At 42.2% G+C, this 13,251-nt stretch carries 14 protein-coding genes; 12 read left to right on the forward strand and 2 right to left on the reverse strand.

Going from position 1 to position 13,251, the window contains the following annotated elements; all coding sequences use genetic code 11:
* Positions 1 to 6 precede the first annotated feature (6 nt).
* Both EJ063_RS05555 and EJ063_RS05560 read left to right on the forward strand, forming a co-directional pair.
* Positions 7 to 222, forward strand: coding sequence for a DUF3820 family protein (locus EJ063_RS05555; protein WP_126572998.1), 216 nt, complete (start codon positions 7 to 9; stop codon positions 220 to 222).
* 486 nt (positions 223 to 708) lie between these two features.
* Positions 709 to 2,934, forward strand: a complete 2,226-nt coding sequence (locus tag EJ063_RS05560) for a DUF2971 domain-containing protein (protein ID WP_126572999.1) — start codon at positions 709 to 711, stop codon at positions 2,932 to 2,934.
* 305 nt (positions 2,935 to 3,239) lie between these two features.
* Here the strand turns inward: EJ063_RS05560 and EJ063_RS05565 are convergent, their stop codons facing one another.
* Positions 3,240 to 4,163, reverse strand: a complete 924-nt coding sequence (locus tag EJ063_RS05565; RefSeq protein WP_126573000.1) for a BrxR family helix-turn-helix transcriptional regulator — start codon at positions 4,161 to 4,163, stop codon at positions 3,240 to 3,242.
* 241 nt (positions 4,164 to 4,404) lie between these two features.
* On the opposite strand from EJ063_RS05565, the gene EJ063_RS20995 reads away from it, so the two are divergent.
* The 6 genes from EJ063_RS20995 to EJ063_RS05590 all read left to right on the forward strand — a co-directional run bounded on the left by EJ063_RS20995 (position 4,405) and on the right by EJ063_RS05590 (position 8,918).
* Positions 4,405 to 4,575 (forward strand): hypothetical protein, encoded by a 171-nt coding sequence (locus EJ063_RS20995; protein ID WP_165387637.1) that lies wholly within the window; start codon positions 4,405 to 4,407, stop codon positions 4,573 to 4,575.
* A 371-nt stretch (positions 4,576 to 4,946) separates the two neighbouring features.
* Positions 4,947 to 5,714: a hypothetical protein gene (locus EJ063_RS05570; RefSeq protein ID WP_126573001.1), complete on the forward strand. Its 768-nt coding sequence runs from the start codon at positions 4,947 to 4,949 to the stop codon at positions 5,712 to 5,714.
* A 98-nt stretch (positions 5,715 to 5,812) separates the two neighbouring features.
* Positions 5,813 to 6,376 (forward strand): hypothetical protein, encoded by a 564-nt coding sequence (locus EJ063_RS05575; protein WP_244225141.1) that lies wholly within the window; start codon positions 5,813 to 5,815, stop codon positions 6,374 to 6,376.
* Entirely contained in the window at positions 6,373 to 6,642 is a 270-nt protein-coding gene (locus tag EJ063_RS05580; RefSeq protein ID WP_126573003.1) for a hypothetical protein, read from the forward strand. The genes EJ063_RS05575 and EJ063_RS05580 overlap by 4 nt, the downstream gene beginning before the upstream one ends.
* A gap of 8 nt (positions 6,643 to 6,650) precedes the next feature.
* The gene (locus EJ063_RS05585) at positions 6,651 to 7,715 is read left to right on the forward strand and encodes a DUF6765 family protein (RefSeq protein WP_126573004.1); all 1,065 of its coding nucleotides are present in this window, start codon (positions 6,651 to 6,653) and stop codon (positions 7,713 to 7,715) included.
* Positions 7,716 to 7,973: 258 nt separating this feature from the next.
* Positions 7,974 to 8,918, forward strand: a complete 945-nt coding sequence (locus EJ063_RS05590; protein WP_126573005.1) for a hypothetical protein — start codon at positions 7,974 to 7,976, stop codon at positions 8,916 to 8,918.
* A 239-nt stretch (positions 8,919 to 9,157) separates the two neighbouring features.
* On the opposite strand, the gene EJ063_RS05595 is transcribed toward EJ063_RS05590, so the two are convergent.
* A complete protein-coding gene (locus EJ063_RS05595; RefSeq protein ID WP_126573006.1) occupies positions 9,158 to 9,895 on the reverse strand; it encodes a helix-turn-helix transcriptional regulator in 738 nt (245 codons plus the stop codon).
* A gap of 135 nt (positions 9,896 to 10,030) precedes the next feature.
* On the opposite strand from EJ063_RS05595, the gene EJ063_RS05600 reads away from it, so the two are divergent.
* From EJ063_RS05600 to phnG, 4 genes are all read left to right on the forward strand, one after another.
* On the forward strand, positions 10,031 to 10,963 hold the full coding sequence (locus EJ063_RS05600) for an alpha/beta fold hydrolase (RefSeq protein ID WP_126573007.1): 933 nt from the start codon (positions 10,031 to 10,033) through the stop codon (positions 10,961 to 10,963).
* 377 nt (positions 10,964 to 11,340) lie between these two features.
* On the forward strand, positions 11,341 to 11,583 hold the full coding sequence (locus EJ063_RS05605; RefSeq protein ID WP_126573008.1) for a hypothetical protein: 243 nt from the start codon (positions 11,341 to 11,343) through the stop codon (positions 11,581 to 11,583).
* Positions 11,584 to 12,065: 482 nt separating this feature from the next.
* Positions 12,066 to 12,761, forward strand: a complete 696-nt coding sequence (gene phnF, locus EJ063_RS05610; protein ID WP_126573009.1) for a phosphonate metabolism transcriptional regulator PhnF — start codon at positions 12,066 to 12,068, stop codon at positions 12,759 to 12,761.
* Positions 12,762 to 13,208, forward strand: coding sequence for a phosphonate C-P lyase system protein PhnG (gene phnG, locus EJ063_RS05615; RefSeq protein ID WP_126573010.1), 447 nt, complete (start codon positions 12,762 to 12,764; stop codon positions 13,206 to 13,208).
* The last annotated feature ends 43 nt before the right edge of the window (positions 13,209 to 13,251 follow it).

Genomic DNA, 13,251 nt, shown 5'->3' on the forward strand with positions numbered 1-13,251 from the left:
AGATCCATGCTAGAAAAAGAGAACCTGCTTAAGTTAGCAAGAGTACAAATGCCTTTTGGTAAATACGCTGGCCGTGTATTGATTGATCTTCCAGAAGAGTATTTGCTTTGGTTTGATAAGAAAGGGTTCCCGAGCGGTGAGCTAGGTGATTTATTGAAGCTTTGTCTAGCGTTGAAGATTGAAGGGCTAGATAGTGTGGTTAAGCCGTTAAAGCGTATGTAACCCGCTACAACGCCTCATAAGTACTTCACCATCTCCCTTGTTTTTTGAAAGAGTCAGCCAGTAAGGCTGACTCTTTTTTGCCCCTAAACCTGTTAGAACAAATACTCTACACAATTCTGAGAGCGTGCGTTTTTCCTATCAAATCTAATCCAATGAAAGAGGGGCGGCCCCTGAAGGCTCCACACATCTTTTCATCGGAAATCTGCCGCACTTACGCTTTGAGGCCTCCTACGGCTAAGGCCAGATCCTTCACGCTAATTGAGTAAGCTTCTCTTCATATCAACTCTTTACTGAGAAAAAATAGGAAGTAACCGATGTGTTTGAATCGTGTTTGCTTGAGTAATTTATCATCCATTGATAGTCGGACACAAAAAGCAGTCATTACTATTAATAGAACTCAAATTACCGACCATTATACGCACGCTCTATATCCAAACACATGCTAATCATATATCCTTGTTCTAATTACGTATTTCTGGGTGATCTATGGATTTTAAAGTAAAGCACGACTTCAAATATAGACGATTTTCTAGACTAGAATACTTGAACAAAGAGGAGTCTTGGAACGAAGATGAATTGAATCTTGGTCTCTATTACTTTTTGTTAGAAGCCAAAGGAGAACCAACTGATTCTGCTTTCAATCAGATATTAGCTGTTAAAGGCGATCATGCGTCAGCATTCAACTACCTAGGCGACACTGCTTTTGACCTATTTTATGAACGTGACGACCGTTATATCGCCATATATTACTATGAGCGTGCGCTAACATACTCTGAGCAGAACGTACATGCTCACTGGGGCCTGTTTCGTTCTACGCGTGACCCACGCCATTTATTCAAAGCAATTTCCATTGAACATGAATCAGGTAATTTTGATCTGATCAATAACAAGATGAATCGCTTTTACGCACCCAGTTTGATCAATTCAGAACTTACCGTTGATGAATGGAAGCTGCTTAAATCAATTTGTCTAGATGAAAGAGTTGAGAGTCAAATAGAGATACTTTTGTGTTGTCACTTTCATCTTGAAGAGTACGAAGATGGGATCGCTCTAATCAACTCAGCAAAATATATTCCTAAACAAATCATCGAGCCTTATCTACAACACGCTCATATTGATGAAGATACCTTTTGGAGTAAGATCAGTTATTACGAGCGATTGAAACTTATAGGTGATGCTGAATCAGCTTATGAACAAGTTAAGAAAGAAGTTGCTAAAGGCAACTCAAATCTAACGCAAGAAGCAATCATCAAATATGCTTTTGAAGCAAAGGCTTATGATGAAGTCATTGAGTTAGTTGAGCGTGCGTTTGAGAAAGAAAAATTTATCCATTCTTCACATGTCTTGAAGTTACAACACATTTTGTCATCCCAGTTCTTAGGCAAATCACTCGATGAACAGTATGAAAAAGATGTCAACAGCGTAAACTACTTTGGAGACACGGATACTGGCAGCGATGGGAAAGTTCTAGCCCTTTATCTTGCATATCTTGTTCTAGTAAACATCAATAAACTCAAGTCCATATTAGCAAAGCGTGACAATTTACATCAGTTAACGGACTACGCTTTGTACAAAGACATAAAGGCTAATCTGCGTCATGAAAGCCTCACCGGTCATCACTTGTATGACTCACTAGTGGATACTCTACAAGAGCTAAAAGAACAATGGCATAGCAAGCGAGTTGAAGACAGTTTAGCATCAGCAAAAGAACAAGAGCTTGATGATATTGAGATCGCTAGTTTATTGATGGACAAAGGTGAATATCACAAAGCATTGGGTGTCCTCTCTGATTTGGAGTCCTCAATGTCTGTTAATAATCTACTCGGTGTATGTTTCGAAAACCTCGATGATTTCGACTCCGCATTGGAGCACGCTAAGCTTGCACTTGATATCATGTTGTCTAGTGGCGAAAAAAATAGCACCATCATCAACAACTATCTATATTGTTTGCACCGCTCAAGCTCAACGATTGATAAAGAACTATATGAAAGTTATGTCGAACTATTCAATCATAGTTTAACTGAGGGTTTTATTCACCATCGGTTCTTGCACGACAGTGGCAACTCTCTGTACAAATATTATCCTTTCAATAAGTTCACATTAGATGCTTTAGTGAATGGCTACTTCTATCTGGCATCAGCAGAGCAACTCAATGACCCTATTGAGCTGCCATATGACAATCTTACTAAAGATAAAGATTTTGTTGTTCTTAGACCTGACTTTCGATTGTGTTCATTTTCACATAATGAAAACTCAATGTTGATGTGGTCACACTATGCAGAAAACCATTCTGGTCTCATGATTGAATACTGTTTTGAAGGCTCTTTACCAGATCAGGTTGGTATTGAAAAAATCCAATACCAACATCCCGAACAAAGATTCATTAAAAAGGACAAGTATCTTTTCAATCAATACATGCTAATTAAGAACAGCGACTGGTCATATGAAAAAGAAGTAAGGTTGTTTGCATACAAGAAAGATAAGGTCTACTACGAGAAAGCAACTTATCCAAACCGAACTCATAACGCTACAGCATACATAAAAAGCATAACTGTCGGTTACAAGTTTCCTGAGAGCACCGTAAAACTAATACAAAGCATCGTGGCGACTCTCAATGAGAACCGGACAAAAAATCTATCCAACATAGTGCTTCGAAGAGCGAAGCTTTCAGATAACAATTTCTTTGATCTTGAATACGAAGAGATAGCATAGGTATCATAAACTGAATTAGTCATGACTCAATCTGTCAGTTCGCAAACCATGATTTAATCAGATCTGACAGATTCCATTATCCCGTTTCTGCCCCATTTCTTGTTAGTGCATTTGCTCATTAATACCTTGTTAACCTGCCTTTCCCCACTAAAACTTATTCAATTGAGTTGATAAATCAGCATCCCGTGATTGTCGGCTTTTAAAAGGCGCTATCAGTGAGCAAAGGGCTACATCATGAGGTTTTCACTTATAAGCTAATGGCGCAGCTGTGGCAGTGTTGGGAGTATGTTTCAGACAGTACTCAATTACATTTCAGTTTTTATAACATAGTCATGCATCATTCGTTCTACGCTATTAACGTGCCGCAACATGTCAGCGTTTTTTAAGTAGAATTTGAACCTGTTCGCTTCCGTAGGAACACTGCAAGGAGTCGTCCCTGAGTCAACTGCCCACCTTTCCAGTAATGACCAAGCAAATACTGCTTTTTCAACCACTACTAAGTCTTCATTGTTACCCATTCCAAATTCGATACGAATAGCTTCTTTTCCTTTAGCATCTAGATTGGGGTGCAGGCTCAATTGGATCGGGATCAGTGTATTCCACTCACTATCATCATTAACTGATGATAGTGACTCTTCATTAGTAGGGGTTATGTTTTCAAAGCGGGAAAAATGGAAACTTTTGAATATTGAAAGATGAGTATCTTCTTTAATATCTTTTGCTCGAAAAACCCAGTTTAAACCATCAAAGAAAACTGTAGAGGGCTCCAATGTTCGGATGTTACGATTATGACTATTAGCAGATACGTATTCCCCTACAACACGTTTTCTGTCTGTAATAGCTCTAGTAATTACAGCTACTGCATTTGGGTCTAAATCGGTCTTCAAATCACAAGCTCGTTTATAATATGGGGATTCGTGATTATGTAGCTTATGGCGACAGAAACCTTCAAAATGCATTTCGAGGGCCTTACGGGCATCTATAGCAACTAAAGGGGCATAAGTATCGAGTTTGATCTGATGAGACTTCGGGTGAATGTTATTTTGTTGAGTAAGTAGCTTATACTCATTAAGGTCTTTTGTTGCTAAAGGCTCAGATACACCAAATTCATCTACTATTTCTGTTCTATAAATCTTCCCACTAAATCTAACCTTAAAGTCGATAAACGCGAGTCGAACCGCTTTCGATTGGTTACCGATTTCTTCTATTAAGTCATTTATAGTGTACATCTGTATGTCTCTTTCAGTTTCTTGCTAACTAAATTTAACCACAGTATAGCAAGAAAAAGAAGCTTAACACCGACCTTGGTTAGTAATAATTAATTATTTAGAGTTAAAAAATTAATTGTCATGGATTAACTTTTTAACTTTTGATTGATCTCTGCTCAGTTTTTATGACATAGTAATAAGCGTGGTCAATGCTAGATAGCCTTGCCCTAAGATACTTTAATTGAATTTGCAGGAGAACCGTATGGCAACTAACGGAAAAACAGGCGATAACCGTCGACATGGTATGGTTCGCGAACGTTCACAGACTCAAACACCCTCGGGTCACTGGGTCAAGCGTGATGCGAATACAGGACGTTTTATGGATGTGAAGCTAGATGGCACACCCTTCAAAGGCGTCCGAAAAGAAAAATAAAAAGGCACTTTCAGTAAGTTACTAAAAGTGCCTTTTTACTAGCGAAGTGAAATGTAGTCGTCATTGGCGTGATCGATTACAAGACCCAACACTAAGAGGTCTCAGGTCTCTATAGAAACCCAATCGCTCGGTGAGAATTGCGATATTACCTTTCTATAGCATTCACTTCAATCGTTGAGTTCCCTCTTTGTTAAGAAGTATGGAGGAATCTCTCATGAGTATTCGACCAAAACTCGTTGATGTTTGCGCGTATGTGCGTCGCCGTTTCGGCCGACTCGAATACGTTTGTAAGCATAAAAGCTCATACCCACGATAAGTGACATCAATTTAGCTAGGCGGGCTTCGCTCGCCTTATCGAAAGGTACAAACCTATGTTAGATCTACTGACAGATCCAATCGTGCTCGCGGTTTTTATTGGCCCTATCGCTGGCATTACTTGGACAAAAATACTTAATGCAGACTCTCGCAATAGCGAGGGGCTATCAAAGGGCCATGTTAGCGTCTCGAATAGCGGCACAATCACCGCGAGCGATGACAGTAATATCCAGATTGGTCATGGTAACAACGTTACCAATCACAACCATAACTACAACGGCGGCCAGCCAACGAAATCGCAAGCCGAAGGTGAGATATTCCTCTTTGGAGTGTTGGGTGTTATCGCCGCTATTCTCTATATTCGCCATAGAGAATGGGCCCTCGGGTTTAGTCTATTGTTCCTTCTTTTTAATGCCGCTTTTACTCTCGGCTATTTTGAATCTAAGAATACAAAAGTTATTAAAACCCTAGCCTATGGTGTTCTGTTCTACATTCTTTATTCCATCTATCGATCCCCTATAGACCCTTATTACGTTAGCGTCGTCCAATCGTTGAAAGGTCAAGGGCTAAAAGCCTATGTTGAGGCCATTCGTTTGGATCACCTTCCTTTCCACATCATTGTTACCGCAATAAGCCAAGCTGGGGCTCTATTTCTCACCGTGTTTGCGTCTCATGCGATACGAACAACGCCGCCTGAGCATAGGTTCACAAATAACCTACAAAAGATCGGTGTGATGGTCATTGCATTAGTAATGCCATTGTATCTACTTAATTTTGAGGTGGTTAACGCTCAGATCATCACCTTTATCGGAGAAGCAATATGAAGTCATTATGGATAATCATGCTTTCTTTGCTCCTTTCGGCTTGCTCGGCCTCGGTCCCCAAAGAAGTCGTTGAGCTGTCCTACAAAATGGATAAGGACATGACACATGTGGAACAAGCCTATATGGACTTGGTACGTAAACACATTGCTGTCCTTAAAAAGCAGCGAGAAGAGTACTTGTACAACGAGTGGGTACCTGCGTTGCTGGAAGACTGGATAGTCGAAGGAATGCTGATTGAGATGGCGCAAGGGAAAGTGCTTTATGACAACCAAGTGGAAGACTTCGTCGCCGTGGATAAGCCCAATAGGCTCGCTCAACTCAATGGTGTTAAGGAATGGGCGCTTGTTGCGACTGAAGAAATTGAGGCGAAGCGCCGTGAGCTCGTCGTGCCTTTGGAAAAAGCTGAGTCTGTGATGTTAGCTGATATCCGTCAGAGTTTCGCATTAATGAAGCAAGGGAATCAGACCATTACCGCTCATCTTAATAGCATTAGAGAAGTGCAAGATGTGCAGAATGAGCTACTTGAAAGTGTCGATTTAGAGCAATTAAGAAACAATATCAACCAACAACTTAGTGAGTTATCGGATCAAGCTGATAAAGGCTTAGATAAGGTTCGTGAACTCGATGAGAAAGCACAACCTTACCTGGAGAAAATCAAATGAGTATGAGAAACCGAATTAAGAAGTCTGTTGCAACCGCAAACCGTCAATTGGCAGAACGAGAGCTTCAACTACTGTTGGACACTCGTTTTGATTTGGAGGCGTTAAGTCCTGCGATTAAAGGTCATGCCCAATATCAAGCCTTGATGGATGTGATACAGGCGGCATCCGAACGCAATTTGAGTGTGGCTGAGTTTGAAAGCAATGTTCGCCAATTGGGTGAAGAGGCTTGGGATCTCACACAAGATATTATCAACGCGGTTCGCTAGGAGGACTTATGCAAATCGATATGCATTATTACGGAACTTACTGCCTAGCACGTGCTGCTGGGCTTACCCGAGAAGCTTCTCGCATTATAGCAACCTCTGCACAGTTTGTAGATGACAACGCACAGCGAAACGGCATTAGTCTAGAGGATGCTTCAAGCTGTCAAGTGGAGGCCACTGCGCATCATACCACTTCTTTTGAAAACCTAGACCCTATAGATCAGCGTAATGTTTGGGTTCCTTTTCACTTTCTTCCTGGCAATGAAGGTAATTCATTTACTGAGAAGTTGATTTGTCGAAAAGACAGTGACATTGCACAACAGATGTGTACCAACCACATAGCACAATCTACGAAGCCCTATTTCTTAGAGTTGCTAGGGGTTATGGCGCATGTCTACGCTGATACCTTTGCTCACTATGGGTTTTCTGGCGTGAGCTCTCGACGAAACAGTGTAAAGCAGTTTTCCTTTGAGTTTAAAGACTTAGATGGGGAAATTAAAGATTACATTGTGACTAAAAAGAACAGTGTTTGGGACAGGTTTAACCCCATCATTCGCAATATTAAATCGAGTGTTGCTGAAAGTGTCTCCAATGCACTCGGTCATGGGAGTGTTGTTACGTTTCCAGATAGGCCTTATCTCCACTGGAGTTTTGAGTATGAATTGTCAGGTCATTCAGGGTGGCGAGATAATGTCGCGACTTTTACTGAGTACTGCCAAAAGATTCATAATATCTTTACCCAAATTGCTAACGATAATCCTGATTGGAAAGACGAGTCTCAACAGCAGACTTGGGAGCATTTAGCATCTAAAGTTGTCACTGTTTTACAGTATCAGGCTAAAGGTGATGAGCGGATTGCGAAGTGGAAACACGAAGCTCAGTACGGTGAATTGTTCAATATCGCGGAAGATATTCCAGAGTACAGAGATTGGAATGATGGGTTTGAAGCTCTTCGCCATGGAAGTAGCGCTGAGGCGATGGAGCATCCTATTTATCGTTTTTATCAGGCGGCGTCATATCACCGTTGGTATGTTCTGCGAGAGCTTTTACCGCAACATGGATTGATGGTGAGTTAGGGTATATTGGCCCGCTTGGGCGGGCCAACAATACAGTTCATTGAAGGGTAGCTTTAGGTATCCGTAGGAGATGTTCATAGCGTAATAGCCTGATTTAGTTAACTCGAATTACGCAGCAGAGTTTGGAAATGGATTTGTATCTAATCGCTAGTTCAGATGATTTGTTAGTTTTGAGGTACAAATAATTCGAGCGCAATAAGCAAGATCAGGTCCCAAATTGAGCAGATGATGGTGATATTAAACCATGCCGGAGAAAAAATGACAGAGAAAAAAAACAAAGAAGACTCAGTACAATCGAGCGAACCTGAATCACCTAGATTTAGAAGAAGATCTGATTCGGTCGCATTTCCTTTAATCATTATCTTTGGGTTGCTAGGACCAATTGCAATGTTAACGGTTTGGCAAATATACGGATATTACTATCCACCTATGTTGCTTTCGATCCTATTAGGCATAGCTGTTGCTACGATTACATACAAATATTTGGGGGGTACATCTGGTTCCGAGTTTAAAGTTGGAGCGCTCAAGCTCGCGGGGTCCTCGGCTTTGCTTATCGGGACAGTGTATTTTGCAAACAGTAGTCTGGAAGTTCAAATGAACATCAAAGACAGTGTCGCTAAACTGGAAAAAGCTTATGTGACAATTGATCAACTTAAGCAAGAACTCCGAACTCGAAAAACTGAGAAACAAATTTTGAAAGGGGAAGTAGAGCAACTTCAAGCAGAAATTAAACAAATGGAATTGAAGTATTCACAGTTTCTATTAGAAAACATAAAGCAGCTAACACCAAACTCAATTGGCGGCCAACAAATACTTGAAATGGCGCGAAAAAGAGAGGGACCATTTTCCTATTATGAAAGGGAATTTATTGCCAATATCTCTATTCCAGGAGCAGTACGTGACGGCTTCTTCAGTGCTTGCGATGATAAAGAGTTAAAGGGTGAAAGAGTTGAGATTGTAAGGTCCAATGAACACGGAGTTGATCTACAAAAGGTGAACGTGACCTACAACGGTTCTATCAGCGGTGACTACTGCAAAAACAGTGCGAGAAAGCTCGATTTACAGCTGGGTTGTGAGCAAGGTAAACAACTTTTTCCAGAGCATATTTCTGGCTGCTCAAAAAGCGGAGATGTACTGTGGACAAAAACCAATGCCGCCAATAAGTTTAAGGTGATTGTAAAGGTTCTCGCCAACAATCGATAGTCATCGAAAACAATGGTATAAGCACTGGCTATTAAGGAGTGGGGTTAGTGATGATCTGCTCCAGTTAAATTGACTAGTTCGACTAAACAAATACTATGCTAACACTACTCCGATGATCGAGGGGTTAAGTAAATAGTCCAAATGATTTCTGTCCAGAACCTTCACAGTTGGCACTTCGTAACACAGAAGTGCCCCAAGGCGAGTTTCACCTCGACCTTACTTGTACTCTTGTTTTTTCTTTATGGTACAACCTTAACACTATGTGCAAAATTTCGAACTGGCGAGACGTGTTCATCGAAAGGAACATGACGTCGTTTAAAGGTCTCGCCTTCAATAATCCTAGGGTGACTGATCCTGTCCATCCTAAAATGCCGAAAACCCTGTCGCGATGGATCCCATGCCACCAAGTACCATAGTGGAGGTAATATCAGCATCGCTTGAGGTTCGACATACCGCTCGGTTACTACCTTTTTTGCATCTCGGTAGCAAAATCTCAATGGACATTGCTTTAAAAAAGCAGCCTCAAATTCAGGGAGCAGCGACGAATCTGGGTCGCCCATGTCTGTAAGGTTAACCTGCGGAGCAAGTGTTCCTATGTACAAGCAATCTAGCAATCGTCGTAAATCGTGAAGTTTATCCGATGGTAAAGACTTTTCAATCTTAGACAATGCGACATCAGCAAGCCCTGTAAAAGGCACACCACCTATCGCATACACGGAAGAGACACTGATCACCAATGCAAAAACTTCGGCAACAGAAAGACGCACTGTCGTTTGAACAGAGTGCGGATCAAGTTGGATCCCGCCTCCGCGCCCTGGCTCGGAATAAATTACAAAACCTTCGTCGCGCAGCGCTGTTAAGTCACGTAGCACCGTACGTCGTGAAGTTCCTACCTCTTGGGCAAGTTCAGAAATGGTGGTTGTGCCTTTGCGTCTTAGGCTGCGTATTATCGCTTCTTGTCGTTGTCGAATTGTCATACTAGAACTTTAACCCTTAAAGGTGCCACTTTTTGGCACCTTTAAGGGTTATAACAGTGTCTTCACAGTCAGCAAAGCACTTTTTGAAGTGGTGGCTGCACACTCAACAATTCAAATGACTATCGGAGTACCATAATGTTTGACCACCCCAACTTTCCTACCGCGACAATGATTCCTGCTAATGATGTGGTATTGGAGGTTTTTGAAGCCGGTAAACAAAATTACGGCAATCCCATAGTGCTTTGCCATGGCTGGCCTGAGCTAGCCTTTGCATGGAGACATCAAATTAAACCGTTGGTTGAAGCTGGCTACCATGTCATTGTTCCTAACCAACGAGGTTTTGGAAAGTCATCGAGGCCAGTTGATGTTGAAGCGTATGATATTGAACATTTAACCTCGGATCTCACAGCACTTTTAGATTATTTTGGTTATAAAAATGCGGTTTTTGTAGGTCACGACTGGGGAGCAATGGTGGTGTGGGGCCTAGCCTTGCTGCATCCAAGCCGTGTAAAGAAGGTGATAAACCTTGCTCTACCTTACCAGGAACGCGGAGAAAGACCTTGGATAGAACTAATGGAACAATATTTGGGAGAAGATTACTATTTCGTCCATTTTAATCGACAGCCCGGTGTTGCTGATACAATTCTAGAGCAAAATACCTACCGATTTTTTAATAATTTATACAGAATTGCTCCGCCAGAGAGTACTCCAGAACCAGGCATGATGATGATCAACCTTGCTAAGGCGAAATCTACCAAAGGCCGCTCAATACTGACTGATAATGAGCTCGCGATATTTGTTTCCGCTTTTGAGTCATCCGGTTTTACCGCAAGCATTAATTGGTACAGAAACCTTGACAGAAATTGGCACTTATTGGCAAAGGTCGATCCAGTCATTCTCCATCCAACACTAATGATTTACGGTGAGAAGGATGTGATACCAAAATCTGAAAACCTATCACAATTTGTTCCCAACGTAGATATTATCAGCCTAGACTGCGGTCATTGGATTCAGCAAGAAAAGCCTGAAGAAACCAATCATGTGTTATTAAAATGGTTAAATAAATAACGTGTATTGCTTGGTTTTAGAGCTGTGTTCACGCTCTGTATCTAAAGCCTATTGAGCTTATGACTTGACTGAGTTACACATACTCGTTAACGCTTGATATGGCAAAATGGCTCGTGAAGAATGAAGGGCTAGATAGTGTGGTTAAGCCGTTAAAGCGTATGTAACCTGTCACAGCGCTTCACTATCCCCTTTGTTTTTTTAAAAGAGTTAGACCGTCAGGCTGACTCTTTTTGCGTACTTCTGAGATGACTTATATTCGATTGGACAGCGGTGTTTAGATTCACTTTTCATGGCTAAATACCTATTGGTAGCAGCGATAAAATTGTATATTTGACGCCTTTGCTAAAGAACCCCCCATTTAAACGAAAAGAAGTACTATGAATCTAGATATCAACGCACTGAAACACCACCAACTGGTTGAAGATGGCCAATTAGAGGGGTGTTACATTCATCAACCTGCTCAAGGTAGCCAGCAAGACGATAAAGACGTGTTGGCAGAGCGCCAAGCGTTAGAAAAGATGGGGTACAAGGTTGTGCAGGTTAAGCCCAAAGGCGCAACAACAACGTTCGCTGAAGCAATGCAAGAGCTCGCCAAGAAAACGGGCCATCAGCCAAAGTAATCGGCTCAAATACAAAAGTCCGGCTAATCAGCCGGACTTTTCATTTCTCACCGTTACAATGCGTCCATAAGCATCTGACTACCTTTCATGATCAGTCCCACTTTAGTCAGGTGAGAGCCATCTCTCTTCGCATAGTTCACTTCATCAAACCAAGTATCACTGGCACTAACCTAGGTAATCTCTTTTTACCGCTTATATGAAGGTTTGGTTAAACCTTTACATCAACCAATTTAGTGATTGAACAAACCTGCCTTTACTAACGCCGCATATTGCGTAGATCTTCACTTGTCTAGATAAGTATCTCGTTCACTGACGATGACTTATTTCTGAAACCCTTTTGACACCCCTTGTTCATATAACCTCGGCAAAGTTGTTGCTGTTCCAAGGCCGATAAATGCGGAAATTGCCCGGATATCTGCCTTTCTAAAAGCTGGCGGTAAGCACCTTTAGTGACTGTATCGCCATTTATGCTTGGAGGGGTTATGCCCGTTTATCTAGACATAGCAACAAAACTGGATCGAGAGGTTCGTGAGCACTATGCGGTGGGGGATTTTCTTCCATCAGAAAGCTCACTGGCTGAACGCTTTGCAGTCAATCGTCACACCCTAAGACGTGCGATTGACGAGTTGGTGAACACGGGGCTTATCCAGCGTCATCAAGGCAAAGGTAATCGAGTGATGAGCCAACCAGACGAGTACCTTGTGAATGCAGACGCAAAGTTCACCAAGAATCTGATTGAGCAAGGAGCACGCCCGCGATGTGAGGTGATTCAGAGCCGCATCATTGTTGCGCCGTCCCAAATAGCCGTTGAGCTAAACGTCGCTCAAGGCGAAAAGATCATTCATCTGCGCACCTTGCGCAAAACCGAGATCTCACCGCGAACGGTTATCGACCATTACCTGGTTGATCCTAGCTGGTGGAGCATCATCAAGAATTACCGGCAGGGCTCATTGCATGAGTTTATGAATCGCGGCCTTGGCATTGAACTTGAGCGGAAACGAACCCGTGTTGGGGCAAAAGAGCCGACCAATGAGGAATGTTCACTGCTAGAGATCGATAAGCACACCCCAATTCTCACGATTAAAACCCACAACATCATCAAAGGAACGGACAGGGTGGCGGAATTTTCCTTCTCCCACAGTCGTTCAGACACCACCGAAATCGTCATGGAGCATTAAATGACAGACGTGACCGAAAGATCTAATTGGATCTCTACTTTGGCCCAGAGCCAGTACGCAGAACTTGTTGAGCATTGGCAAGCAACAGAGCTAAAGCCGAGCTATCAAGTGATTCGTCAGCCAGAAATTGGCTTAGCACAAGTCCGTGCTCGCATGGGCAGTTCAGGCAATCCATTCAATATGGGCGATGTCACCATCACTCGTGCTGCCGTCAAACTCGACACAGGTGAGATGGGCTACAGCTACCTATGTGGCCGCAACAAGCCGCACGCTGAATTGGCCGCTGTTATTGATGGCATGCTGCAAACGGGTGTTCATCACCAAGCTTTAATGCATCAAATCATTGAGCCTTTAGCGGCGTTGAAATTTGAACGTGACCAACAACGAGCCAAAGAGGTTGCGACCAGTAAAGTGGACTTCTTCACTCTTGTTCGTGGCGAAGACTAAATAATGCCGTTAGGTGCAGTTCGAACTCAGTACATTTCGAAGG

The organism is Vibrio aquaticus (assembly GCF_003970385.1).
Taxonomy (GTDB): domain Bacteria; phylum Pseudomonadota; class Gammaproteobacteria; order Enterobacterales; family Vibrionaceae; genus Vibrio; species Vibrio aquaticus.

Bases quoted from the DNA above. Each gene is read 5' to 3' on its own strand.
- EJ063_RS05555 (WP_126572998.1), top strand. From the start codon at position 7: ATGCTAGAAAAAGAGAACCTGCTTAAGTTAGCAAGAGTACAAATGCCT.
- EJ063_RS05560 (WP_126572999.1), top strand. From the start codon at position 709: ATGGATTTTAAAGTAAAGCACGACTTCAAATATAGACGATTTTCTAGA.
- EJ063_RS05565 (WP_126573000.1), bottom strand. From the start codon at position 4,163: ATGTACACTATAAATGACTTAATAGAAGAAATCGGTAACCAATCGAAA.
- EJ063_RS20995 (WP_165387637.1), top strand. From the start codon at position 4,405: ATGGCAACTAACGGAAAAACAGGCGATAACCGTCGACATGGTATGGTT.
- EJ063_RS05570 (WP_126573001.1), top strand. From the start codon at position 4,947: ATGTTAGATCTACTGACAGATCCAATCGTGCTCGCGGTTTTTATTGGC.
- EJ063_RS05575 (WP_244225141.1), top strand. From the start codon at position 5,813: ATGACACATGTGGAACAAGCCTATATGGACTTGGTACGTAAACACATT.
- EJ063_RS05580 (WP_126573003.1), top strand. From the start codon at position 6,373: ATGAGTATGAGAAACCGAATTAAGAAGTCTGTTGCAACCGCAAACCGT.
- EJ063_RS05585 (WP_126573004.1), top strand. From the start codon at position 6,651: ATGCAAATCGATATGCATTATTACGGAACTTACTGCCTAGCACGTGCT.
- EJ063_RS05590 (WP_126573005.1), top strand. From the start codon at position 7,974: ATGACAGAGAAAAAAAACAAAGAAGACTCAGTACAATCGAGCGAACCT.
- EJ063_RS05595 (WP_126573006.1), bottom strand. From the start codon at position 9,895: ATGACAATTCGACAACGACAAGAAGCGATAATACGCAGCCTAAGACGC.
- EJ063_RS05600 (WP_126573007.1), top strand. From the start codon at position 10,031: ATGTTTGACCACCCCAACTTTCCTACCGCGACAATGATTCCTGCTAAT.
- EJ063_RS05605 (WP_126573008.1), top strand. From the start codon at position 11,341: ATGAATCTAGATATCAACGCACTGAAACACCACCAACTGGTTGAAGAT.
- phnF (WP_126573009.1), top strand. From the start codon at position 12,066: ATGCCCGTTTATCTAGACATAGCAACAAAACTGGATCGAGAGGTTCGT.
- phnG (WP_126573010.1), top strand. From the start codon at position 12,762: ATGACAGACGTGACCGAAAGATCTAATTGGATCTCTACTTTGGCCCAG.